The sequence below is a fragment of the Paraburkholderia sp. A1RI-2L genome (assembly GCF_048957375.1).
Classification (GTDB): Bacteria; Pseudomonadota; Gammaproteobacteria; order Burkholderiales; family Burkholderiaceae; genus Paraburkholderia.
The window spans coordinates 1-23,465 of the sequence record NZ_JARBTA010000006.1; the positions used below are offsets into that span (position 1 = coordinate 1).

Annotated in this window: 18 protein-coding genes and 6 pseudogenes; 11 read left to right on the top strand and 13 right to left on the bottom strand. The window is 60.2% G+C overall.

Features of this window, described 5'->3' with window-relative positions:
* The 7 genes and pseudogenes from PWP93_RS34930 to PWP93_RS34960 all read right to left on the bottom strand — a co-directional run.
* Window positions 1–410: pseudogene (locus PWP93_RS34930) on the bottom strand (Ni/Fe hydrogenase subunit gamma); the annotation flags it as partial.
* Entirely contained in the window at window positions 397–855 is a 459-nt protein-coding gene (locus tag PWP93_RS34935; protein WP_421048094.1) for a cyclic nucleotide-binding domain-containing protein, read from the bottom strand. The gene PWP93_RS34935 and the pseudogene PWP93_RS34930, both read right to left, overlap by 14 nt.
* Window positions 842–2,008: a 4Fe-4S dicluster domain-containing protein gene (locus PWP93_RS34940; RefSeq protein ID WP_421048095.1), complete on the bottom strand. Its 1,167-nt coding sequence runs from the start codon at window positions 2,006–2,008 to the stop codon at window positions 842–844. Before PWP93_RS34940 ends, PWP93_RS34935 begins: the two co-directional genes overlap by 14 nt.
* A gap of 96 nt (window positions 2,009–2,104) precedes the next feature.
* The gene (locus PWP93_RS34945; RefSeq protein ID WP_421048096.1) at window positions 2,105–2,482 is read right to left on the bottom strand and encodes an STAS/SEC14 domain-containing protein; all 378 of its coding nucleotides are present in this window, start codon (window positions 2,480–2,482) and stop codon (window positions 2,105–2,107) included.
* Window positions 2,483–2,602: 120 nt separating this feature from the next.
* Window positions 2,603–3,040 carry a universal stress protein gene (locus PWP93_RS34950; RefSeq protein ID WP_421048097.1) on the bottom strand — a complete coding sequence of 146 codons (438 nt, stop codon included), beginning with the start codon at window positions 3,038–3,040 and terminating at the stop codon, window positions 2,603–2,605.
* An 18-nt stretch (window positions 3,041–3,058) separates the two neighbouring features.
* Entirely contained in the window at window positions 3,059–3,751 is a 693-nt protein-coding gene (locus PWP93_RS34955; RefSeq protein ID WP_421048098.1) for a CBS domain-containing protein, read from the bottom strand.
* A gap of 41 nt (window positions 3,752–3,792) precedes the next feature.
* Entirely contained in the window at window positions 3,793–4,782 is a 990-nt protein-coding gene (locus PWP93_RS34960) for an IS630 family transposase (RefSeq protein WP_421048286.1), read from the bottom strand.
* Window positions 4,783–5,558: 776 nt separating this feature from the next.
* Here PWP93_RS34960 and PWP93_RS34965 point away from each other — a divergent pair.
* The 5 genes from PWP93_RS34965 to PWP93_RS34985 all read left to right on the top strand — a co-directional run bounded on the left by PWP93_RS34965 (window position 5,559) and on the right by PWP93_RS34985 (window position 12,004).
* The gene (locus PWP93_RS34965; protein WP_421048099.1) at window positions 5,559–6,953 is read left to right on the top strand and encodes a bifunctional enoyl-CoA hydratase/phosphate acetyltransferase; all 1,395 of its coding nucleotides are present in this window, start codon (window positions 5,559–5,561) and stop codon (window positions 6,951–6,953) included.
* On the top strand, window positions 6,950–7,213 hold the full coding sequence (locus tag PWP93_RS34970; protein ID WP_421048100.1) for a hypothetical protein: 264 nt from the start codon (window positions 6,950–6,952) through the stop codon (window positions 7,211–7,213). Before PWP93_RS34965 ends, PWP93_RS34970 begins: the two co-directional genes overlap by 4 nt.
* A 76-nt stretch (window positions 7,214–7,289) precedes the next feature.
* Window positions 7,290–9,767 carry a plasma-membrane proton-efflux P-type ATPase gene (locus PWP93_RS34975; protein ID WP_421048101.1) on the top strand — a complete coding sequence of 826 codons (2,478 nt, stop codon included), beginning with the start codon at window positions 7,290–7,292 and terminating at the stop codon, window positions 9,765–9,767.
* 59 nt (window positions 9,768–9,826) lie between these two features.
* On the top strand, window positions 9,827–10,942 hold the full coding sequence (locus PWP93_RS34980; protein ID WP_421048102.1) for an alpha/beta fold hydrolase: 1,116 nt from the start codon (window positions 9,827–9,829) through the stop codon (window positions 10,940–10,942).
* A gap of 45 nt (window positions 10,943–10,987) precedes the next feature.
* Window positions 10,988–12,004, top strand: a complete 1,017-nt coding sequence (locus PWP93_RS34985) for a CorA family divalent cation transporter (RefSeq protein WP_421048103.1) — start codon at window positions 10,988–10,990, stop codon at window positions 12,002–12,004.
* A gap of 250 nt (window positions 12,005–12,254) precedes the next feature.
* Here the strand turns inward: PWP93_RS34985 and PWP93_RS34990 are convergent.
* The 3 genes and pseudogenes from PWP93_RS34990 to PWP93_RS35000 form a co-directional block, all read right to left on the bottom strand.
* Window positions 12,255–12,545: pseudogene (locus tag PWP93_RS34990) on the bottom strand (DDE-type integrase/transposase/recombinase); the annotation flags it as partial.
* Window positions 12,546–12,568: 23 nt separating this feature from the next.
* Window positions 12,569–13,249, bottom strand: a complete 681-nt coding sequence (locus PWP93_RS34995; RefSeq protein ID WP_421048104.1) for a hypothetical protein — start codon at window positions 13,247–13,249, stop codon at window positions 12,569–12,571.
* A 121-nt stretch (window positions 13,250–13,370) separates the two neighbouring features.
* Entirely contained in the window at window positions 13,371–14,072 is a 702-nt protein-coding gene (locus PWP93_RS35000; RefSeq protein ID WP_421048105.1) for a Spy/CpxP family protein refolding chaperone, read from the bottom strand.
* A 338-nt stretch (window positions 14,073–14,410) separates the two neighbouring features.
* On the opposite strand from PWP93_RS35000, the pseudogene PWP93_RS35005 reads away from it, so the two are divergent.
* Window positions 14,411–14,887 (top strand): annotated as a pseudogene (locus tag PWP93_RS35005) (sensor histidine kinase); the annotation flags it as partial.
* 424 nt (window positions 14,888–15,311) lie between these two features.
* Here PWP93_RS35005 and PWP93_RS35010 read toward each other — a convergent pair.
* The 3 genes and pseudogenes from PWP93_RS35010 to PWP93_RS35020 all read right to left on the bottom strand — a co-directional run.
* Entirely contained in the window at window positions 15,312–15,800 is a 489-nt protein-coding gene (locus tag PWP93_RS35010; RefSeq protein WP_421048287.1) for a hypothetical protein, read from the bottom strand.
* Between the two features lie 288 nt (window positions 15,801–16,088).
* Window positions 16,089–16,412 (bottom strand): annotated as a pseudogene (locus tag PWP93_RS35015) (Crp/Fnr family transcriptional regulator); the annotation flags it as partial.
* A gap of 17 nt (window positions 16,413–16,429) precedes the next feature.
* Window positions 16,430–16,636 (bottom strand): annotated as a pseudogene (locus PWP93_RS35020) (aspartate carbamoyltransferase); the annotation flags it as partial.
* Window positions 16,637–16,822: 186 nt separating this feature from the next.
* Between PWP93_RS35020 and PWP93_RS35025 the strand changes: the two are divergent.
* From PWP93_RS35025 to PWP93_RS35045, 5 genes and pseudogenes are all read left to right on the top strand, one after another.
* Window positions 16,823–18,565, top strand: coding sequence for a phage integrase family protein (locus PWP93_RS35025; RefSeq protein ID WP_421048106.1), 1,743 nt, complete (start codon window positions 16,823–16,825; stop codon window positions 18,563–18,565).
* Between the two features lie 692 nt (window positions 18,566–19,257).
* Window positions 19,258–19,749 carry an SET domain-containing protein gene (locus tag PWP93_RS35030; RefSeq protein WP_421048107.1) on the top strand — a complete coding sequence of 164 codons (492 nt, stop codon included), beginning with the start codon at window positions 19,258–19,260 and terminating at the stop codon, window positions 19,747–19,749.
* A 731-nt stretch (window positions 19,750–20,480) separates the two neighbouring features.
* Window positions 20,481–20,705: a hypothetical protein gene (locus tag PWP93_RS35035; protein ID WP_421048108.1), complete on the top strand. Its 225-nt coding sequence runs from the start codon at window positions 20,481–20,483 to the stop codon at window positions 20,703–20,705.
* 280 nt (window positions 20,706–20,985) lie between these two features.
* Window positions 20,986–21,229, top strand: a pseudogene (locus PWP93_RS35040) (IS110 family transposase); the annotation flags it as partial.
* A 411-nt stretch (window positions 21,230–21,640) separates the two neighbouring features.
* Window positions 21,641–23,368 (top strand): retron Ec67 family RNA-directed DNA polymerase/endonuclease, encoded by a 1,728-nt coding sequence (locus tag PWP93_RS35045; protein WP_421048109.1) that lies wholly within the window; start codon window positions 21,641–21,643, stop codon window positions 23,366–23,368.
* Window positions 23,369–23,465: the final 97 nt, after the last annotated feature.

Here is a 23,465-nt window from a genome sequence, read left to right on the forward strand (position 1 = left end):
TGGATGGCTGGCCGCAGCGGCGCAAGACCCAGCCCGCCTGCTACGATGACGACGTCGGACCCGGCGGCCGCGTTCAGCGGCCAGCCTCTGCCGAACGGCCCGCGCACGCCAAGCGTTGTCCCTGCGGTCACCCTCGCGAGTGCGCCGCTGACAGCGCCCACATCGCGAATGGTGTGTACGAATGTGTCGTGCTGAGCGGGATCGCCACTTACGCTGATCGCCGCTTCGCCAATGCCAAAGACGTAGAGCATGTTGAACTGCCCGGCCGCGAAGGCGGGCCGCGCACCGGCTAGTGGCTTGAGCTCCAGCGTGACGGTATCGGCAAGCTCCCGGCGGCTGCGCATGACGCGATAGCTGCGGGGTACGAAGGAATTGTCGAACCTGCCTGCGGCGGCGTCAGCGTTTTCCATAGACATCCAGGATCTGCAGGCGCGTGGCATGGAGACGCCGCGTGAGGATGGGGAGAAAGCGCTTCATCATCTCGTAGCCCAGGTGATGATCGACTTCGCATTTGGCGCGCAGGCAGGCTGCATCAATGCCGATCGCGCGCGTCAGCTCCATCGCTCGCACGTCGAACAACCACCGATAGGGAGGCACGAGCCAGGACGTGCCGACGATCTCACCTTCGCCTAGCGTTTCGAACACGACAGTCTTTCTTCCAGGCGCGGCGATCTCGAGCGCGACGCGTCCGTGGCGGATCAGAAAGAACTCAATCGCGAGTTCGCCTTCGCGCAAGAGATAGTGTCCCTCTTCGAAGCGACAGTTTCGTGCGCAACCGAGAACCAGTTGCAAATGCCCAGCCTCCAGGCCAGCAAAGAACGGATGTTCGGCCAGGATGCGCTCAAGCCCCTCCATGTCCCTCTCCACTCCCGTCATCGGGCGCGATACGCAGCGCGGCCACCTCTTCCGTGATATCGATCCCCACCGGACACCACGTAATGCATCGTCCGCAACCGACGCAGCCGGAAGTGGCGAACTGATCGATCCAGCTGGCGAGCTTGTGCGTCAGCCACTGGCGGTAGCGCGACTGTCCCGTCTGGCGCACGCTGCCCCCATGAATATACGAAAAATCGAGCGTGAAGCACGAATCCCAACGGCGTATGCGCTCGGCAGTCTGCCCGGTCAGGTCGCTATGGTCTTCCACTGTCGTACAAAAGCAGGTCGGACAAACCATGGTGCAGTTGCCGCAGCTCAGGCACCTTTGCGCGACTTCAGTCCAACGCGGATGGTGCGGGTTGCCCTGCAGAAGGGCTTGGATCCCCCCGGTTTGCATCGAGCGTCCCATCTGGCTTGCGGTGTGCGCCACCACCGCCTGTGCCGATGCCAGTTGCGCCTCCGTTGCCGGCCTGCGGGGGATATGCTCGAGTATCGCCGCGCCGCGGGCGCTCCCGACTTCGACGACAAGGTCATTATCGAAATCGGGAGGCAGTTCCGTGAGCGCAAGATCGAAGCCGGAATCGACGGCTGGCCCCGTTTGCATGGACACGCAAAAGCATGTTCCGCCCGCTTGTCCACAGTTGACCGCAACGATGAACGCATCGCGCCGGCGCAGCGCATAACCTCGATCGACAAAGGTCCCGCTGCAGAAGACGCGATCCTGCACCTGGATCGCGTGTAGTTCGCAAGCCCGTACGCCAACGAACGCGAGCTTCCGGGGTGCGACTTCCTCGCCGGGGGCGAAGGTGACGCCATCCACCCCCTCCTGCGCAACAAACAGGCGTTCGAGTGGCGGATGCAGAAAGCGCTTCCATGAGTGCGGGCCGACCGCAAAACCGAAGAGCGCTGCATCCCCGCGACGTTCGAGCCGATAGCGCCCCGCGTCCTGCCTGTCCGTCCAGCCTGCTGGAAAATCATCAACGCTGGCGACATCGTCGTAGACGATGGCGCCGTCCTTCACAGTCGGACCCAGCACACGATAGCCATGCCCGGCGAGTGCGCCGAGTAGCGCCTGCATCCCGTCCCGGGAGCCGATTACCGACCGCATCTGCTTCGGCGAATCTTCGATCATCGTTGCATCGCCACGTCCTCGACGGCTCGTGGCGCTCATGGCGTGGCGGATTCGCACCGCGCGAAGACCGGGATCGCGAGTGCCCCGAGGGAACCATCAGTTAACGCCTTTACCCTCAATGACCCATTCGCGGGCCTGGTCCGACTGGCAAGCGTCAAAGATGCGCACCTCTCCGGGAACCAGGAAGCGGAACACGGACAGGGCAATCCGCATCCACTCGACGTCCGTCACGACGGCCACGCGTTCCCATTGCGTCAGGTGTTGAACGCCAAGCTTGAAGTCCTCCCAGGCGGCGGCGGGTTCTATACCGGAAAAATCCGGCCCCAGTTCGAAATAGCACCGCACCTTCCGGTGGGTCCTGAGTGCCGATTCCATCGCAGGAATCAGGACGTCTTCGTAGTCCTTTTTCGTCACCCGCCCCTTCGCCACAAATCCCGCAACGCCGTCGGGCAGGTCCGTCACGATCTGTATCATCCCGCCTCCTTCGCGCCCGCACTCCATGCCGTGCAGTACATAGCCCGCTTCAGCCCGCCACAGCCCGCTTACCACCGTCGCTCTCGGCGGCCCTGACAGCAGCCACAAGGTAACGTTTTCTCAGGGCACGACGACAACCGGTAGCGGCGCCAGGCTCACGAGTGCCTGGGAGACGCTGCCGAGCAGCAAACCGGTGATCCGGCCGGTCCCGCGCTTGCCAACGACGATCGCCTGCGCTTTCCTTTCCCTGGCGATTTCGATCAGCGTCGGAGCGACCTCTCCGGCTCTCGATTCCAGTTCCGTCGATCTGGCTCCGGTGGACCACGCGCGCGCCCGCGCGTCCTTGAGGATTTCTGCAGAAAGCGAGGCCAGTATTTCCTTGAACCAGGCGGTCTGCCCGTCCGTCAGGCTTCTGAGTGCCTTGTCCGGAAGGCCGTAGCCGCCCATGACATTGACGATCAAAAGCCCCAGGTTCTCCCGCGTTGCCCAGTGCGCCGCGTAGTCAATCGCCCGGTTGGCGCCTTCGGAACCATCGATCGCCACTAAAATCCAGTTCATGGCGGCCTGCCATCTCCGTTACATTCCCATCACCGCCGGCACATCGCATGTATGGTCCTCGACCGCCTTCACACCGGGGATGCTTTCCGCTGCGACACGCATCGCCTGCACTTGATCGGGAGACCACACATAGTAACCAAACAGGTGGACGACGCCGTTCTGGACAATGATGTTACGCCCGGACATGGCCCAATTGCGGCCGGCAATTTCGCCCATAAGCATGGCCCGAATTTCACGATCGCTCACGGCCTGCAGGGTATTGGGCACACGAGGTGCAAGTGCCAATGCCTGAACAAGATTCGCGCGGCTGACGATCCCGACCACCTGATCTCCGCGCATCACTGGCACGCGCCTGATGTGATGAATTTCAAGCCTATTTGCGACCTCATCAAGTGGTGTCGCCTCATCAACGGTGATCACGCCTTCGGTCATGACATCCTTCACCAGACGACCGTGTTCCTTGATATAGGCTGAGGCGTCATGGCGGGAGGACAGCATTTCATGCCACCACGAGCGGCGAGGCTTTTCAGTGCCGAGTTCAACCCGATGCAGTAGATCAGCATCGCTGATGATGCCGCGCAAATGTCCCTGAGCGTCCAGGACCGGCGCTCCGCTGATCTCATGTTCGGCAAAGAGCGCCGCTGCTTCGCGAACAGTCATCTCCGGCTCGACCGACACGACCTCGGAAGTCATGACATCGACAGCTTGCATCGTCATCTCCTTGCACCTTGAGCGCCTTGAGCGCCTTTTACTCATAGGTCAGAAATGTAGGCGACAGATGGATGCCTGAAAAACGAGCGCACGAGCTCTGGGTTTTGCTGAACCTGTGTGAGTTGCTCGTGAACCTTCGGGCCGAGCTGTTCGCCTTTGCGTAAGGGATTTCGCGCGACACCTGTGCGCTTGACGTGGCTCCACACCAGCTCATCCGGGTTGAGGTCTGGCGCATAGCCGGGCAGAAAGTGCAGGGTCAGTTTGCCGTTAGTGCTAGCAACGTAGTCCTTCACGATAGCCTTTTTGTGTGCAGGCAGTCCGTCGACAATCAGATGAACTGGTCTCTTCCGATTGAACATCAACTTCTTGAGCAGCGCGACGAACAGTTCGCCGCTGAGTCCCCCTTCGTACGTCGCAAACCAGAAGGCGCCCTTCGAGTTGACGGCGGACGCCGCGCTCATACTCTGGCGTTGACCGGGGCGCTCTACGATGGGTGTCACGCCGCGTGGCGCCCAGGTCTTGCCATGTACCGAGTCGGCCCGAAAGCCCGATTCGTCCCAGAAGAAGATGTCCGCCTTCTGCTCACGAGCCCGTCTGGCGATGGATGGATACGTGTCGTGTTGCCAGCGCTCGATTGCCTCTGGATCGCGTTGGTAAGCGCGCTGCAGAGGCTTTTGCGGCGTCAGGTTCAGACGCGCCAGCATTGTGCCGATCGAGGCCAGGCTCAGCGTGATGCCGAATTTACGCTGGACCAGTTCGCGTACCAGATTCCGAGTCCAAAGCCCGAAGTCAAAGCCATACTGCATTGGGTTCTTGCCATTGATCCAGCGCAGCACCTGCTGCTCCTGGGCGGTAGTGAGCTTGCGCGGGCGGCCTGTGGCCTGAGTCGACCGCAATGCACGCACACCTCGTCCTCGCCCGCGGGCCTTCGCTCGCAGCTTGTATGCCCACGAACGATGCATCCCAAACGACGCCGAAACCGCATCAGGATGTTCGCCTTCATTCATCCGCTCGAGCGCGAGCATGCGCATCTCTTCGAGGATGTTGTGCGCCAGACTTCTCCCGTCTCGTTTCACGGTTCGCAGCTCCATCGAGTGACACGACACGATAGATCGGCATTCACCGAATTTGTTCCCTAACTTACTGACCTATGAGTAAGTGCCACCCACATTTGCTTTTTCGCTCAGGCTACGATCTGTCGAAACGCTCACATTGACCTATATCAATCGCCGTTGAAGCAGGTGTCGGGATCCGGTTGCACGAGGTGCGCTGACCAGGCTGCGTGTTGACAACCGTGTTCCGGCAGCATGGTCTGCTGCGGCAATTCGCACAGGAACCGGTGCCGAATTCCCCCGGCATGATCAAGGGCAGGATCCTCTGTGTCCCAGCGGCGAAGGGCTTTGAACCGTGCCGTGCGCGATCACTCCGGGCATGAGCAGAGGACGTCTGGGTACGCCTCTGTTTCATCGGTCTTTAAGATCCCTTATTGCGCACTGGCTGCGGCGAACAAACGCGTAGGCCCCGCTCGCAGCGAGCTCGCCGTAACACGTCTGAGGTATTCAGTTCGTCACACCACGACCTGACGATCAGGTTGCACCATGGGGAAGACCGGCGCACGGGCCTCGGTGTGGGACACAAAATCCGCTGGTTTTGATCGCCGCGATGCCGCTTTCCCTTGCCATGCCTGGGTCGCGAACTTGATGTCGATCAACCCGTGATTCACATCCAACGACGATAGTCTTCCAATCACCCGAGCAGTGAAAAATTCGCGGTATCGGGCGCTGGATATGCCAGGTCAGAGGCTTACATGGAACGAATCGAAAACCGCACGTACACCGAGCTGAATATCGGCGACTCGGCGAGCCTCGTGCGGATGCTCACGCTCCGCGACATCGAACTGTTTTCGGTGATGGCGGGCGATGCAGCACCCCTTGGTCTTGATCGCGATGTGGTTCAAAGTGGCCAGTTCCGGGTGATCGTCGCGCACGGAGCGTGGGCTGGCGCCCTTCTCTCGACGCTGGTAGGAACGCGCCTTCCTGGGCCCGGCACTGTCTACCTGGATCAGTCTCTGCACTTCGTCAAGCCGGTCGACCTCGGCGACACGATTACCGTCTCGGTTCGCGTCAGCGAAAAGGATGATGTATCGCATCAGATTGCGTTGGAGTGTCTGGCGGTCAACCAGCGCGGAGAGGACGTCATCACAGGCGTCACACACGTCGTTGCTCCAACGGAAAAGATCCTGCGCCCTGCCGAGGCACTTCCTGAATTCGAACTGATCGAGAAGGGTCGGCGCTACGGGCGCCTCATCGCGATGACTCGTGGGCTTGAGCCCTTGCCTACTGCCGTTGTGCACCCGGTAGACACGGCGTCACTCGTCGGGGCCGTCGAGTCCGCACGTGCTAACCTCATCATCCCGATACTCGTCGGCCCGGAAGCCAGGATTCGCGCCGCCGCAGATCGGGCGCAGGTCGACCTCACGCCCTACGAGATCGTGTCCACCGGGCATAGCGAAGCTGCAGTCATACAGGCGGTAGCCATGGTGCGCGCGGGCAAGGCCCAGGCGCTCATGAAAGGTGCGCTTCACACCGATGAACTGATGCATGCCGTGGTCGACGCCGAGCAGGGCTTGCGCACCGCGCGACGCATCAGCCACGTCTTTGCGATCGACGCGCCCGGCTACCCAAGGCCATTGTTCGTCACCGATGCGGCGATCAATGTGTCGCCCACCCTCGATGACAAGCGCGACATCATTCAGAACGCGATCGACCTCGTGCATGCGCTGGGCATTGCCGAACCGCGTGTGGCGATTCTCTCCGCCGTCGAAACCGTAACCGGGAAACTGCGCTCCACGCTCGACGCCGCCGCGCTTTGCAAGATGGCCGATCGCGGTCAGATCACAGGTGGCATCCTTGATGGCCCGCTCGCATTCGATAACGCCGTGTCGGAGGAAGCTGCGAAGACAAAAGGTATCAAATCACTGGTCGCTGGCCGCGCCGATATCCTCGTCGTGCCGGATCTCGAAGCAGGCAACATGCTTGCCAAGCAGCTCGAGTATCTCGCTGGTGCCGAAATCGCTGGCATTGTGCTTGGCGCCCGCGTCCCGATCATCTTGACGAGCCGCGCCGACAAAACCATCGCAAGGCTCGCCTCCTGCGCGATCGCGTTGTTGCTCGCGCGCCATACAAGCGGAGCAAAAGCGTGAGCGACACCAACCTTGTGCTCAACGCCGGCTCATCGAGCATCAAGTTTTCTGTCTTTCCGGGCCATAGGTTACCGAGTCGGCAGGATCTCATCTGTGAAGGCCAGTTCGGAGGCGTCGGAGGGCGACTCCATTTCATGGTGAAGGATGCGACAAGTACCTCCATGGCCGTCGATGACTCGCCGGGAACGACGCACGAGGATGCGCTGACCGTGCTGCGCGGTCAGCGGCAGGTGTTCGACAAGCGGAAACGGCGCAAATGAGATCGGCGAAGGCGACATCGCGAACAACCTCTAACCGGGCAACTGGATGGATCGAATGGGAAGCAAGGAGATGAGCATGAACCGGGATCAGTTGCTGCAGCAAGCTAGCCAACCAGCCACGCAGCAGGCCGTGACCTGGCAACTGAAAGGGCTAACGGAGGCCGAGGCGGCACGCCGGCTTGCTCAATATGGCGAAAATGCACTGACGGAGCACCGCGTTACCGTACTCGAACGGCTCGCTCACTTCTTCTGGGGGCCGATCCCCTGGATGATCGAGGTCGCAGCGATACTCTCGGCCGTACTCGGGCACTGGGCCGACCTCGCGATCATCCTGACCATGCTTTTCGTCAATGCTGGCGTAGGGTTCTGGCAGGAATTCAAGGCCGACAACGCAATCGCACTGCTCAAGCAGCGCCTCGCCCTAAAAGCCCGTGTGCGACGCGATGATCTCTGGAAAGACATCGAAGCAAAGTTTCTCGTGCCCGGCGATCTCGTGCTCGTCAAACTCGGCAACGTCATCCCGGCCGACCTGAAACTCGTGGACGGTGCTTACCTCAGCGTCGACGAGGCTGCACTGACGGGCGAGTCGCTGCCGGTCGACAAGAAAGCCGGCGACGATGCGTATTCTGGATCGATTGCCAGACAGGGTGAAATGAGCGGTGTCGTGACTGCAACCGGCATGAACACCTATTTCGGCAAGACTGCCCATCTCGTCGAGCAGGCCAGGACCGTCTCCCACTTTCAGCGCGCCGTGCTGCGCATCGGTAATTTCCTGATCATGGTCACGGTCGGTCTCGTATTGCTGATTGGGCTTGCCGCCCTGTTCCGCCATGACCCGCTTGTCGAGACGATACAGTTTGCGCTCATTCTGACCATCGCCTCGATCCCGGTCGCCCTGCCCGCTGTCCTCTCGGTCACGTTGGCGATCGGAGCGGAACGTCTGGCGGATCTGAAGGCAATCGTCTCCCGGCTCGTCGCCATCGAAGAGATGGCAGGCATGGATCTGCTGTGCAGCGACAAGACTGGCACACTGACGAAAAACGAGCTCACGCTTGGTGACATCGAGCCGGCGCCTGGCGTCCAACGCGAGGAACTCATGCTGGCTACGGCGCTCGCCTCGCGCCGCGACTCACCCGACGCCATCGATGCAGCCATCCTTGCCGCACTGCCTTCTGCCCGGCCGATGGACGGTTATGCGGTAACCGGCTTTCATCCATTCGACCCGGTCGCGAAGCGGGCAGAGGCCGAAGTGACCCATGACGGCACGCACTTCAAGGTAACCAAAGGTGCGCCGCAGGTAATCGTTGATCTTTGCGAACCGGGTGAGCAGGCACGGTGCTCGATTGCTGCGAGCGTCGAGCGCGCAGCAGCGCGAGGATTCCGTACATTGGGCGTCGCGCGTATGGACGAGGCGGGCAAGTGGCGCTATCTGGGGCTGATTCCGCTGTTCGATCCACCGCGCGAGGACTGCGCGCGAACGATCGCCATGACGCGCGCGATGGGCATCGATATCAAGATGGTGACAGGCGACCACGAGGCGATCGCCAGGGAGATCGCCGGGCAGCTCAAGTTGGGGCAAAACATCGTCGTAGCGGGGACCGTTTTCGAGTACGACAACGAAGGCGAGCAGCTCGCGCGCATCAACGCCGCAGATGGTTTTGCCCGGGTGTTTCCGGAGCACAAGTTCAAGATCGTCAAAACGCTGCAAGCCGCCGGCCATATCGTCGGCATGACCGGCGACGGCGTCAATGACGCCCCCGCCTTGAAGCAGGCGGACATCGGCATCGCGGTCAGCGGAGCGACCGATGCCGCGCGCGCCGCAGCCGACCTGGTGTTGACCGCGCCGGGGCTCTCGGTAATTGCAAAAGCGATCGAAGAGGCTCGCCGAATCTTCGAGCGCATGACGGGCTATGCGATCTACCGGATTGCCGAAACCATTCGCTTGCTGCTATTCATGACGGCAAGCATCCTCGTCTTCAACTTCTATCCGGTAACCGCAATCATGGTCGTGCTGCTCGCGCTGCTCAACGACCTGCCGATCATGATGATCGCCTATGACAATGCCCCGCTCGCGATGAAGCCTGTGCGATGGGACATGACCAGAGTGTTGACCACTGCAACTGCGTTGGGCGTCTTCGGCGTTCTGAGCAGCTTCGGTCTGTTCTGGTTCGTGCGCGACCATCTGAAGCTGGCGCTGCCGCTCGTACAGGCCTTGATCTTCCTGAAGCTGCTGGTTGCAGGGCACATGACGATCTATCTGACCCGCAACAAGGGGGCGATCTGGGAGCGCCCCTGGCCTAACTGGCGTTTGGTGGCGTCGTGCGAGGCCACGCAGGTCATCGGAACGCTGGCAGTCGTTTACGGCTGGTTCATGACGCCGACGGGCTGGACTTACGCGCTCATGGTATGGGGCTACGCCCTTGTGATGTTCGCGCTTGCGAGCGTGGTCAAGATCAGCGTCTTCAAGCTTCTCGATCATCGCGCGAACCGCCAGGCGCGTCATCTCGCGCGTGTCGAGCGTCATCTCGCGCCTCTGCCGTCCAGGCCCCATTGAGCTGATATGAGACTCACCGCAAGTTCACAGGATCGGTCCGCCCCGAAATGGAGTCCACCATGCCGAACAAATCTTCCGTCAGCTCATCCGAGCTGTCGCTCCTCAGCGTTCCAGCATTCTGGCCCATGGCGATGGCCAGGGCACTGGTGACCGCGGGGAGTGAGCTTTACGTAAAGAATCTCAAGTTCGTCGAGGAGGAGATCAAGATTCACGAGGAGTTGAGACCGCAACTCGCAACCCCGAACCGGGTCCGTCTCGACCTGCGCACGATGTCACTGCGCGATTACGGCGAGCCAGGAGGAACTCCGACGCTCGTCGATGCGCCCTTCGCCGGACATACTGCGATGATCGCCGACTACCACCGTGGACAGAGTCTCGTGCAGACGTTGCTCGACAACGGAATCGGGCACGTTGCGCTGACCGACTGGAAATCAGCGGGCAGTGACATGAAGGACCTCGACATCGACAACTATCTCGCAGAGATTCTCGTTGCAATCGATGATCTGGGCGGCCGCGTCAATCTTGTCGGACTGTGCCAGGGTGGATGGACGTCCGCCATGATCGCGGCCCGCTTTCCCGACAAGGTGAATGCGCTCGTCCTGGCGGGCTCGCCGATCGACACGGATGCAGGCAACGGCGCCATCAAGCGGATGGCGCACGAATCACCCCTATCATTCTATGAGGAACTGGTGACGCTAGGCGGCGGCTTGATGAAGGGTAAGTTCATGCTGCAGGGCTGGAAAAACATGAGCCCGATTGAGCACTACGCCCTGGACCAAATCGACCTGTATGAACACATCGACGATTCCGCTTACGTCTCGAAACTAGAAACATTCGAGAGCTGGTACGAAAATCCGATTGACCTGCCAGGGCGCTGGTACCTCCAGGTGATACACCAGCTTTTCCAGGAAAACCGTCTCGTCAAAGGCGAATTCGTTGGCCTGGGTCGAATACTCGACCTGCACGACATTACCTGCCCGACCTACCTGCTTGCAGGAGAGACCGACGCTATTACGACGCCTGAACAGGTACTTCGCACAGCCATGTATCTCGGTACGCGGACGGATCGCGTCGTCTCCCAGACCGTGCCCGGCGGCCACATAGGTCTGTTCATGGGCGCTCGTACGCTAAAGGAACACTGGCCGAACGTTGCACGATGGATAGCGGTTCAGTGAAAAGCAGGGCTGTCTCCTGGCAGGAAGCAACGGAAGGAGGATGGAATGAGTGCCGAACCACTACTCGTACAGGAACCGGAAAACCTGCCGCTCAGCCGCGGTTACGTGTTTTCCGCGAACGGAGTCGGCCGCAGGATCAATGCACAGGAGGCGCTCACGTGGCTGACGCACCAGGATAGCGAGACGGCAGGTTTCGTCTGGCTACATTTCGATGACGCTTCAACGGTCCTGAGTGGCTGGCCAACGGAGCTCGCGAAATTCCCACCGGGGTTCGGGGAAGCGCTCCGGGAAGGGTTGCGTTCGACGCGCGTCGAGCGCGTTCATCAAAACCTCATCGCCGTCGTCAACGACGTCGACTACGACTTTGAACGAAAAGGCCCGCTCAAAGTCGCGACGCTGTGGGTCAGCGTCTCGGTTCGCTGTCTTCTGAGCGTGCGCAGCCTTCCTCTACGTTCGGTCGATCAGTTGAGCCATGAGGTCGAGGCCGGTGTCATCTTCCCCAGTCCGATGGCGCTCGTTATCCGGCTCTTGCAACGACAGGCGGATCAACTGTTCGGCATCGTGCGAAGCGCAACCCGAACAGCCAACGAGGTCGACATGGATTTGCGCGTCGGAAAACTGCTGAGGCGCTCGAGTCTGGGTGGCATTCGTCGTGACCTGGTGCACCTGCGACGTTTGTTAGCGCCTGAGCCCGCCGCCCTGTTTCGGCTCATCAATCGTCCGCCGCGTTGGATCCGGGACGAGGATGTGCAATCCCTGAGGCAGTCTGCTGAGGAATTCTCCGTGGCGTTGCGCGACATGACAAGTCTTCGGGAGCGAATCCAGTTGCTCGAAGAGGAAATCGCGGCCAACGTGGCCGAGCATACCAACCGGAGCGTCTTGATACTGACCGCCGTTACGGTCATCGCTTTGCCGGTAAATCTGATTTCGGGTCTCCTGGGCATGAACATCGGCGGCATGCCTTTTCGTCAGTCGAACAACGGCTTCTGGCTGGTTCTTCTGTTGTCGTCGGTCCTGACAGGTTTGAGTGCGTGGCTTATCTTCCGTATCAGGCATGACTGAGTTCCCGATCGTGCTTCCCTACGCCCTCGCTGGGCGCACCGGGGGCCTCCGTCGTCGGGGGGCCTCGCTGCCAGCGCGTGATTGAGATCGTTTTGATATCTCGTTGCGCGCGCCGCGGCGCGCACATGCCACGCCCCAGCCTGGACCAAATGCGCCGGCAACTAGCAAACCCACGAATACGCCCAGTTTTACCGGTTCTGATGGTGCAAATAGGCAAACCGGTTGCGAAGTTTCCTATAGGAAGGATACCTTATCGAGCGGACAGGACAGAATTCCATACCGAGGGCGCCGCGGCACCCTCGAGGCCGAGCTTCGCGAGATCGAACTGTCCCTTGCGAATGCGGTGCGCCAACTCGAGCCCTGAAATCGTCGTCGCGGCGCTCCTGGACCGTTTGAAGCCGAGCATCACGTTTGTTCTGGATTTGATGTGGCGATGGTCCTGTTCGATCCGCTTGTCTAGATATTTCGAGGACCGGACCTTCGTGTCTTCAGGCAGCAGACCATCGGCCTTCATCTCGCGCACCGCGCGGTGCGAGGCAGCATTTGGTGTACGACGCCCCCAAGTCAACGCACGACGAACTTGCCGTACATGCCCTCTTCAGCGTGCTGAGGGGTCGGACAAACATACCAGTAGGTGCCAGCATCACGCGCGATGAAGGTCGTCGAGAGCGCCGCGTACTGAGCCTGACCGATGTCCTTTTTACTGCGCCATGGGAGAAGTGGCTCGACCTGCGCGAGGCCGGGCCCGGTATACATCATGGACATATAGGGGTATGGCGGCGGAGCTGGCGTGATGATCAGGCCGTGCTCCATATTGCCGCCGTAGTCCATGTTCACCAAGTTCAGATGCACCGTCGCGCCGCGCGGTACAACGAGTGTTGGATTCGTCAGGCCAGCGACCTCGAAGGTCTGGTCGTCATGCCCCGGTTGCACTGTGACCATGTTGATGGTGATTTCCGTCCCACTGTATGCGACGGCGTTGGCCTTGGTGTCAACGCGGCCCTGATGGGCGCTATCATGCAGGTACTTCACCACCTGTGCGTGGGTGAACACTCCGCCCTGCCAGGTTGAATCGACAGGATGATCGGCGAAGCCACCCATCATGCCCGGCCCCATCCCGTAGCCGCCCATCATCCCGTGGCCATTGCCGCCGTAAGGCTGGGCGCGGACCGAGGCCACGCCCAGTACAGACACCACCGCGACGACAATCGTGCGGCAGAGGGCCGTCAGTTTTCGATAGCTCATGCGCTTACCCCATGTCGATTGCAGGCCAGCCAGATTCTGGGGTGTCTGAAGCGGGCAGCGACGGCGTATGTTGCGGGAACGGACTCGTGCATGGCAGCCCAAGCGTATCCCCGCGAACCCGTTACCATCCGCGACGACCGTACTGACGCACCTGCTGCTGCTGCTGGGTGGTCAGGATACCAAATATCTGCTTTCGGCTCTCCAACTGGTTACGCAACATTTGCAGACGGAGCTCAGATATAGTCTTGGCGGTCTTCATCGCCGCATCCACGTCGAGGGTCTGCGGGTCGAAACTGTGCCAGCCTGAAACCATCGCATCGTGCATCGAGATCATCAGCGCCCACTGCTTCTTCTCTCGCGCGTCCTGAATCGCCTCTATCTGCTTGATTTGGGCATCGCTCAGATCAAGCGATGCAAGCATCGGAGCAGCCCCCCCGGGGCCAAAGTTGTACCCGCCCATCATCCAGGGAGCCATTCCATAGCCACCGTCTCCCATCATCCACGGCCCCATCCCCCATCCGCCGTATCCGCCGTAGCCTCCGCCCATCATCCAGGGGCCCATGCCATAGCCGCCACCCCATGCACCCATCATTCCCGGGCCCATTGACCAACCACCCGGGTCGTAGGCACGGCCGCCGCTCGCACCGCTCTGCCAAGCTCCCGCTCCGTAGCCACCCATCATTCCGGGGCCCATGCCGTAACCCCGCCCGTAGGCCGATGCCGCAGGCGTGTCGGTGCTATTGGGGGATTGCGCCGACGCCGGGATGCACGCAAGCGCGAGCACGGAGGCAGCCACTAAGGCTACCAGGACTTGCTTGTTCATGACCTCTCTCCATAACCTGCCTTAGAAAAAGGCTAATTCATAAAGCCGGAATCATTTTGACTTAGATCATGTAGTGACCTTTCCTCGCGGCAGGCCTATTTCCCTCGCCGAACGGGGAACACCTGTCGTCGTCTTCTGTTTCAAAGGGGCCCGTGCCTCCAATACCTTTCTCGCACTTGAGCAAGCCGGCCTCAAGGACGTAAGCTATATTTCGGGTCATGGAACGAATGGTCGCGCGCCCCCTCTCTCCATCGAACGAGGCCTGCCATACCGGCTCCACGCTCCGTGAGAACCGGGTTCCATGGCAGTTCGAAGGAAAAGGCGTCACCATCGGGTAACTCCTCGTGGAGCATTGCCGTCATGCTGCATATATTGATCAGGGTGCGAATGTAGTGCGGGTTCGAGGCAACGAGGATGGTCTTCGTATCCTGCTCAACAATCTGGTCGACAACGCCATCCGATATGCCGGCCCGCGTGCGCGTGTCGATGTCGTTGCAAACAGCGAGGACGACGCTCCTGTGCTTATGGTATGCGACACGGGCCCAGGCATCGCACTGGAGGATCGCGAACGGGTATGGGAGCGCTTTTATCGTGTGAGCGGTCATGGCGCAATCGGCAGTGGCCTTGGCCTGTCAATTGTGAGGCGCATCGCCGAGCTACATCAGGCCGTTGTCGCACTCGAGTGTGGACCAGACGGCCACGGGCTGACGGTGCGCTTTCGCTTTCCCAGGCTCGCTCCAGAGGGTAGCGCCCCGAGGACTTCGAAAACGGATCAGGCGGGCGCGCCCGCTGCCACAGCTCGACGTCCCGCATGATCAACATCTCAAACGAAGCCGCCACCCCGTCGCATTGTGATTTCAGATCATGTCTGGGCGCTGGCCTTCGTCAGGCTTTTCATGGAAGGGTCGTCTGAACTCATTCATGCCCCGCCCTACTTCTTTGTCGTAGTGACAATGCATGATCGGAGTACGCGATCCCGATCAGGTTTCGGAATGAAAAGCCTCTCAGTCAGCCAAACAAAGCCCACCCGTCGTCCAGCACAATAAGGCAGTCTTAAGGATCCCGGCATAAAGTGACAATATGCGCTGGTTGTCGTGAACAACTCGAATCGAGCAGCCATGCCCACTTCACGCAGGTGATTTACTGCGCGGCAGTCCTGTTCATTCCGGACTACTCGCCAGCATCACCTTTCGATGGCCCCGACCTTACGATCGGGGCCTCCTTTTTTGATCTCCACACTCAAGCCGACGGCAACCGGCGCGCAGCCCGTTGCGGGATCAGCGTGATGCAGGCGACGATAAAAGCGAAGAGAATTCCCGAGGCATAGAAGCGGCTGACCCGCAAACGGCCCTGGGCAACCGGCTTGTCGAGTAAATCGCCAAGTGTGGCCCCGAGGGGACGCGTCAGCACGAACGCGGCCCAAAAGAGCGCCGTACGAGACACGCGCGGCCACAGCCACAGCAGACCGACGACCACGAGCCCCGCCCCGAAAATCGCCGCGCCTGTTTCGAAACCCAGTCCAAGGCCGCCCCCCCTGTCTGCATCGGCAACCCAGTCTCCCAGGGCAGTACCAACGAAGAAGATCATCGTGCCGATGAGGTATCCTAGGTTTAACGACATCGTGTCCCAGTCACCGCCAGTCTCTCCGAGTGTCGTCGCTGCAATTTTTATTATCCAGAAACCCAGTGTGAGTGCGGGGACCTTGCTCAATGCATGTTCGGACGACATCTCCGTCAGAAGGATTAGAATCCCGTCGCGCACTATCAAGCCCTCATTTTCCAATTGAGCCAGCGCGATATAGGGTTTCATGCGCGATGCCGAGCGTGCCCGCCCATTGCATGAGCGTTCCAGGTGGCGTGAACCGTCCGTGATAGTCGTGTTCGAGCGCAGGCAATGCAGGACGCGATCACGCGGGGAGCGTAGCGTCAGCCGTTCCTCGCGTGCACGACTGCGCACGAGCTGCCGTGACAGTAGCCGAATCCAATCAACCGCGAACAATGGATCGTGCTCCAGACACGCGAGCAACGTCCTCGCAGAAAGGGCCAGCAGTTCGCTCTCTCTCCCGCAAAACGCGTCGCAGTGGTAGCGGGCGGTGAAGAGGCTCGTCTCGGCCACGAAATCCCCGGGGCCTGCCGTCTGCAGCGTGAGATATCCGCCGTGCGCTTCGTCACGTCGCAGGAACACCTGCCCCGTCTGAACCTGATAGACCGACTCAACCCGCTGTCCGCGATTGAATACGTACGTGTGCGCATCGTACCGGCGCAGCCGCGCCGATTCGCGCAGCGCGTCCGCCCACGTCGGCGGGGTGAAGGAGGAGTCAGAGAGATCGGCCACTGGCATTCTTGGTCGTGTGTGACCTACTCCGCTGGCGAGGTGTCCATCGGATGATGATGCATCATGCCGGGATCGTGCCCTGCCATCGCATCTTGGCCGTGATCGGACAATTGGGCATCGAACCATTCGTGCAGCGCAGCGACGAAGCGAGGCTCGTCCGTGCGATAGACGATTTCGCCGCCATCGGGCAAGTCGCGAAAGCCAAGAACGCTCGCAGTCTGGCGTGCCGCCACCGCAGGGGACACGGCAGCGCCCATGACGCACCATGCATGAAACAGAGTCGCCTCAACCGGTCATGGCTGGCCACCGGGACACCGGGCAGGCTCCCGTTCCTCACTCAAATTTGCAGGCAATCAGCGCCATAGAGATAAGTTTTCTTATCACAATGGGCGTATTCATGCATTAAACTCCGGGCTATGAAAAATCGCCTGCCGCGACCCGCCACCAACCCTTCCCTCGACCCCGCCGGCTTTCCCGATGCCGACGAGCTCGCGATGCTGCGCGCCTGGTACGCAGGCCTCGCCGTGCGCCCCGCCGTCGAGCGCTATCTGCCCTCGGCGCTCGGCGAGGGCAAGTCGGCGCGTGGCGTGCTCGGGCGGATCCGTCGCAGGCTGATCGCTCTTGCGCGCGCCGCGCATCGCGACGATCTGGCGACGCTGTTCGACCATCCCGTGAACGAACGCGAGCGACACGCGAAGGCTGTCGCGCAGGCCATCGACAATCTGCGCACCGCGCGACCGCCCGAGCCGCAGATCGCCGACGCCATTTCGCAGTGGTTCGCACCGCGCGCGGTGCGGGTGCTGCACGCGCACGGCATCACGACGCTCGCGGATCTCACGGTGCGCATCCCGCGCCGCCGCCAGTGGTGGAAGGCCGTGCCGGGGCTCGGCGTGGCCAGCGCCCGCGCCATCGAGGCGTTCTTCGCCGCCTGGCCCGCGCTCACGGAGAGGGCCCGGGCGCTCATCGTCGCGAGTCGGGAGAACGACATCGTGCCGTGGGAGGCGATCCGCCTGCCCAACGAAGTCGACGGCACCGAAGGGACCTTCCGCGCGCCCGCCGCCACCTGCACGCTCGACGCGTCCAACGACTACGAGGCCGTGCAGACCTGGCTTGCGCTGCACGAGTCGCCCGCCACCCAGCGCACCTACCGCAAGGAAGCCGAGCGGCTGATCCTGTGGGCCATCGTCGAACGCGGCCGCGCGCTCTCGTCGCTCACGACCGAAGACGCCATTGCGTACCGCACCTTCCTGCGCCACCCTTCGCCCCGCGGGCGCTGGGTGGGCCCCGTGCGGGCACGCACCTCGCCGGACTGGCGGCCGTTCAACGGCAACCTCTCGGCGCGCTCGGTCGCGCACGCGCTGTCCATTCTCGGCGCCCTGTTCCGCTGGCTCATCGAACAGCGCTACGTGCTCGCCAATCCCTTTGCCGGCATCAAGGTGCGCGACGCGACCGGCACCCGGGTGCTGGATGTCTCGCACGCCTTCACCGAGGGCGAATGGGCGCTGGTACGCACGATCGCCGACGGGCTCGAGTGGTCGTCGGAATGGTCACCGCGCTGGTCGACGCCGGCCGCGCAGCGGCTGCGCTTCCTGCTGGATTTCGGCTATGCGACCGGCCTGCGCGCGAGCGAGCTCATCGGCGCAACCCTGGGACACGTGGAGACGGACCCGCGCGGCGACCACTGGCTGCGTGTCACCGGCAAGGGCAAGAAGCTGGCGCGCGTCGCGCTGCCGCCGCTCGCGTGGAACGCGCTCGCCCGGTATCTCGCCGAACGCGGCCTGCCGGTACTGCCCGTGCGCTGGAATCCGCAAACGCCCATGATCGGCAGTCTCGACAGGGGTACCAACGCGGACAGCGAGGCCGTCAATTGCACCAGCATCAGCAGCGTGCGCCTGTGGATGGTGATGCGGCGGTTCTTTGTGCTCGCCGCGAAGGCGATCGAAGCCGATCACGCCCCGCTCGCTGAGAAGCTGCGTCGCGCGAGCCCGCACTGGATGCGCCACACGCACGCGACGCACGCCCTCGGCCGCGGCGCGGAGCTCACCACCGTGCGCGACAACCTGCGGCATGCCTCGGTGTCGACTACGTCGATCTACCTGCACAGCGACGAGGTCAAGCGCGCGCGCCAGATCAGCCACGCCTTCACTGGCCGAAAGTGAGCGCTCCGCGCATCGCTGGTATCTGGAAAGTTGCCAGCCGCCCTTGAAACAGGCGAAGCCACCCCGACCACGCGTCGCAAAGCATCCAGTCGATCCTGTCACGCCCAACAGAAAACCCTCGCGCCAGCCGGCGGCGCGCTCGAAAGCGTTGCTGCTTCCCATGCGACGAGACAGGGCATTGGGCCTGATCCTGCGCACGCGCCTTTGCCTGGAGAGGCTTCGCACTGGCCATCTCGACCGCAGACTGATCAGTCATCTGGCGCAGTTCTGCATCATCCGCGGATATGTGGCGAGAACAGGTCGTGGCGGGCTCGCATCCGAAACCTGTGACCTGGTCGAACAGCAACCCAGCTTTTGCTCGACTTCGAAAAGGCAGGCTGGCACACGGGGCGCCAACGGACCCGCTGCGCGACGGAGTGATCGCTGTGGTCAACGCGTATGACCACATGCTTACGACAGTCCGTGTGGAAATCCTTGCGAAGGCCAGTGATCATCTCAATCGCCTCATGGCCATCGCAGCGAACGAAGAGTCCAGGTCTGTCGAGAGCCGGGCCGGCCGGACTCCGACCAACCCAGACGCCGCCCAGGCTTCCGCGTAGCCTGCCCGACGCTTTTCCCAAACTTCTTTGAAAATCGCCCGCCCTGGCTATTCTTTAAACAGCCACGCACCTTCCTCGACGGTCGCCGCAAAAATGAAACGAATCTCCGTCAGACGCTCCCCGATACACGGCAAGGGTGTTTTTGCGCTCCGCGCACTTGCCGCCGGCGAGCGCATTCTGGAATACCGGGGTCGCGTAACGTCATGGACGGAAGCGACCCGCAACTATGCCCACCGGCAGGAGGAAGGACATACCTTTCTGTTCGGCCTCTCCGACGGGCGCGTCATCGATGGCGGCCGTGGCGGAAACAGCACCCGCTGGCTCAACCATGGATGCGATGCGAACTGTGAAGCCGTCGAGCAATCCGGCCGCATATACATCGAGGCGACGCGCGACATCTCCGCCGGCGAGGAACTCTTCATCGACTACTCGCTGGACATCCCGCGCACAAGCAGACGGAAGGCAGACTACCGCTGCATTCACGAGGAGCTGCCCCGACATTGCCGAGAGATAGCCACACCTCCTTGGGTACTGGTCGAGGACGGCCAACCACCGAAAGTTGAACGCTCCCAAGCGTCCAAATGACCGCGCAGCCCCGAACAAGCGCATTATCACAGCAACGTAGCACCGTTCAAGCAGATGATCACGCCAGAGCTGGTCGATTACCTGCGCCCCTCCCCTCGTCATCAACGCTTTGTCCGCGAGCAGTTGCGGTCGTTCTGGCTTGCAGAGGATCACTGCGGACGCGCCGTTCTCTCAGCGCAGAATCTTCGGCGTGCGCATCCGGTACACGAGGGATACACAGCACAGGATGCGAATCGCGCTGCGCCACGCCCTCACCTGTCTATTCGGTCAGGTGCGCGGCGCATCGGTCCTTGAGAGCGAGGAGGATGTCAACTCATGGCCAAATGTAAAATCGCACTTACACAACGGCCGGGAAGAACGACCATGAGCGACAAGAATCGGGCGGGGGAAGTGCAAACGGCATGGCAATCGCTGACTTCCGCAATGCTGACAGCAGACTCGGTTCGAGCTGTGGGGAAGATTGCCAGCGGCGACCGAGGGCCCATCGCTCTGCCGTCGCGCCCGGGTGTCTACGCCTTCTGGTGGGTGGGAGCCGCATCCAGCTGATGGGCGCTAATCGGCATATCGTCCTGAAGGGACCCGGCGGCGGCGAGGTCGACGTGTACTACCATGACTGGTGGCCGGGCGACGCTCCATATCCTTGCTTGTACGTCGGAAAGACCACGGATCTGAAGACGCGATTCAGTCAGCACCTTATGCGAGGTACTGGGGGCCGTGCACATCAGGTGTCGTTGAAGAACAAGAAAGTAACGCCAAAAACAACATCATGCCAGTTGCGATTTGGCATCGAGCACGTCTTTCCGGCCGAAGCTAACCCCTTGGACGTCGTAAAAAGCTCCGTAGGCTTCTCCTATTGTGACGAGTTCCCGGACAACGCAGTTGCCGAACGCTTTTTTGCAGAGGACAGGCTCGTCGGACACCTCAGACCCTGGTTCAACATCGATTCGGAACGTTGAGTTAGCGCCGGGTGTCCGGCAAGATAGGCGCTTTCTTTGCTGACAGGTAGTTGCATTTTCCTTAATAAACATGGTAACTCCGTGCACCCTATAGTAATCACCTAGCGCGAGACAACGCCACGATGCACAGCGCGTCGAGTTTCGACACACTTTTTTCTTTGGCCTATTCGATGGACGTGTGATTGACGGTGGCCAACGGAGAATTAATATGCACGCGTCCCACCCCGTGACCGAGTGAGCAAAGGAAGGTGGATCCTCACGGGCCAACGGCATCGATCGTCGTATGAGGCAGCAACTGATCAAGTTTCGAACGACGCAGATCAATAATCTGAGAGAACTGCTGACAGAATACTGCGAGGTGATGACCATGGGCCGGGCCAAGCTGGACAAGGAGATACCAGTTGGTACTGGAACGGATCGCTTAGCGCCTGCCTGCGGTGGTCATTGACACGTTTCGCGAGCAGTGGAACGGACTGGCATAGCTGGACGAGCAGGTAGCGCAGATCGACCGCAGCATGCGCGAGTAGAAGAAGGAAGACATGTCGTCGGTGAAAGCCATTGCCGAGATCCCCGGCGTCGGACCTCCCAAGAAGAATCCGTGCCGTTTGATGCTTAAGGCCAAGAACAGGGAGACCGTTTCATTGATGAGTGAGGAAATTCAGGAGCCGAGCCAGGCACGTCATTTTGCAAAAGAGGTTAAAGTCCAGACTCACCAACCGCTATTAGAAACGTCGTGTCATTCCCGAAAGCATAAGGACGTGTGCTATAGTGTTTTGGGCTTTCGGGCAGACCTTTTGCCATGATTCGTGGCACGTGAAACCAACGGCCGGGACGTTGCTCCTGACGATATCTCGCCATATATGAGTTACCTTACATTGCGATAGCATTCGCATAAGAGTGCCTGAAAGCCCGTCTCCTGCCAGCACACGAATTCAATGAGTCAGCTCGCACATTTGAAGTCGGCAATGACTTTGCACGACGTTGCGTCGCTCCTAAACTTTAAGGCGTCGGCGCTCTCCTACGTGTTGTATAAGCTTCCTCCTCAACAAAAGTACACTCATTTCGAGATTCCCAAAAATAACGGCGGAATGAGGGGAATACATGCGCCATGCTCCGAACTGAAGTTGCTCCAACGGAATCTCTCCGACTTGCTTCAGAATTGTATCGCGGAGATCGATACGGTCGAAAAACGGAAGAACAGCTTTTCCAACGGTTTCAGGCGCGACCGGTCGATTATCCACAATGCTGCCCCACATCGACGTCGACGATTTGTTTTTAACATTGATCTCCAAGATTTCTTTGGATCTATCAATTTTGGTCGTGTGCGGGGATTCTTCATTAAGGATCGTGATTTCAAGCTTGAACCGAAAATTGCGACCATTCTCGCGCAAATTGCCTGTTTCAATAACGCGCTCCCCCAAGGGAGTCCATGCTCACCCGTAGTCAGCAACCTGATTGGACACGTGCTGGACGTTCATCTGGTCGGGCTTGCCTACCGAAACGGTTGCACATATTCGCGCTACGCTGATGACATCACGTTCTCGACAAACAAACAGGACTTCCCCGAAGCGATTGCTGCGAGCGACGGTGATACTAACTCATGGCGGATCGGTACAGAACTCGAAAAGTCGATCAGGCTTTCGGGATTTTCTGTAAACCCGGCGAAGACGCGAATGCAGTATCGGGATTCCCGACAGGAGGTGACCGGGCTCGTAGTCAACAGAAAGGTGAATGTCAAGCCAGAGTACCGGCGCACCGTACGAGCGATGGTTCATCGTCTTTTTACAACTGGGGAGTTTCACGTTCCACAAGCTGTGGACAACGGCTCCGGCACGAAGTCCATCGTAAAGAGCCCGGGCAAACTGAGCCAACTGCACGGCATGCTCGGCTTCGTGGATCAGATTGACCTGCATAACAAGCGGATTCGTGACCGGGAATTGAAAACCGACAGCATCTCAAGCAAGGAGTCGATGTTCAGGGATTTTCTGTTTTATCGGGAATTCTATGCCTCAGACAAGCCTGTCATCCTATGTGAAGGCAAGACAGATAACGTGTACCTCAAGCACGCCATCCATGCCTTAGCCACCTCATATCCGTTGTTAGCATCAGTAGATGCGAGCGGTTCCATCCAAAGAAATATCAGAATTTTTCGTTACGCAGAGACCAGCACCGGTCGCATCCTAGGAATCCACGGAGGTACGGCGCAGCTTGCCACCTTTATGCGAAAGTATGCAGAGTCTACGTCAAGGTTCAAGGCGCCGGGAGCGTCCCAACCTCTGATACTGGTGCTAGACAACGATAGCGGAGCTAAGAGTAAAGGAAAGATTTTTCAGGCGGTCAAGGATATCTGCAAGAAATTGATGACCGGTGAAGAATCGTTCGTTCACGTGGCCGGCAACATGTATGTGACTCTTACACCACTCCTACCTGGACAGGCAGATTCTATGATGGAGGATTTCTTCGACGTAAAGACGAAGTCAACGATTATCGACGGCAAAGCGTTCGATCCGAATAACAACATGAATACATCGACGCATTACGGTAAGCATATTTTCGCGCAAAAGGTCATCGCAGCCGACCCCAAATCAGTTGAATTCAGCGGTTTTGCACAAATTCTGGCAAATATTTCGGCGGTCGTGAGCGCTCATGCAAAGACGCCGTAAAGACGACCTTACTTGACCTACGGTACCACGTCTTCGCCGCGTCCGTTCCCGCTGCAGGAACTGCGAATGGAGACGGACTCTGCAAGATAGGAAGGCG

What these genes read in the sequence shown, in the direction of transcription:
- PWP93_RS34935 (WP_421048094.1), bottom strand. Translation starts at nt 855, where the DNA reads ATGGAGGGGCTTGAGCGCATCCTGGCCGAACATCCGTTCTTTGCTGGC.
- PWP93_RS34940 (WP_421048095.1), bottom strand. Translation starts at nt 2,008, where the DNA reads ATGATCGAAGATTCGCCGAAGCAGATGCGGTCGGTAATCGGCTCCCGG.
- PWP93_RS34945 (WP_421048096.1), bottom strand. Translation starts at nt 2,482, where the DNA reads ATGATACAGATCGTGACGGACCTGCCCGACGGCGTTGCGGGATTTGTG.
- PWP93_RS34950 (WP_421048097.1), bottom strand. Translation starts at nt 3,040, where the DNA reads ATGAACTGGATTTTAGTGGCGATCGATGGTTCCGAAGGCGCCAACCGG.
- PWP93_RS34955 (WP_421048098.1), bottom strand. Translation starts at nt 3,751, where the DNA reads ATGCAAGCTGTCGATGTCATGACTTCCGAGGTCGTGTCGGTCGAGCCG.
- PWP93_RS34960 (WP_421048286.1), bottom strand. Translation starts at nt 4,782, where the DNA reads ATGCGCATGCTCGCGCTCGAGCGGATGAATGAAGGCGAACATCCTGAT.
- PWP93_RS34965 (WP_421048099.1), top strand. Translation starts at nt 5,559, where the DNA reads ATGGAACGAATCGAAAACCGCACGTACACCGAGCTGAATATCGGCGAC.
- PWP93_RS34975 (WP_421048101.1), top strand. Translation starts at nt 7,290, where the DNA reads ATGAACCGGGATCAGTTGCTGCAGCAAGCTAGCCAACCAGCCACGCAG.
- PWP93_RS34980 (WP_421048102.1), top strand. Translation starts at nt 9,827, where the DNA reads ATGCCGAACAAATCTTCCGTCAGCTCATCCGAGCTGTCGCTCCTCAGC.
- PWP93_RS34985 (WP_421048103.1), top strand. Translation starts at nt 10,988, where the DNA reads ATGAGTGCCGAACCACTACTCGTACAGGAACCGGAAAACCTGCCGCTC.
- PWP93_RS34995 (WP_421048104.1), bottom strand. Translation starts at nt 13,249, where the DNA reads ATGAGCTATCGAAAACTGACGGCCCTCTGCCGCACGATTGTCGTCGCG.
- PWP93_RS35000 (WP_421048105.1), bottom strand. Translation starts at nt 14,072, where the DNA reads ATGAACAAGCAAGTCCTGGTAGCCTTAGTGGCTGCCTCCGTGCTCGCG.
- PWP93_RS35010 (WP_421048287.1), bottom strand. Translation starts at nt 15,800, where the DNA reads ATGTCGTCCGAACATGCATTGAGCAAGGTCCCCGCACTCACACTGGGT.
- PWP93_RS35025 (WP_421048106.1), top strand. Translation starts at nt 16,823, where the DNA reads ATGAAAAATCGCCTGCCGCGACCCGCCACCAACCCTTCCCTCGACCCC.
- PWP93_RS35030 (WP_421048107.1), top strand. Translation starts at nt 19,258, where the DNA reads ATGAAACGAATCTCCGTCAGACGCTCCCCGATACACGGCAAGGGTGTT.
- PWP93_RS35045 (WP_421048109.1), top strand. Translation starts at nt 21,641, where the DNA reads ATGAGTCAGCTCGCACATTTGAAGTCGGCAATGACTTTGCACGACGTT.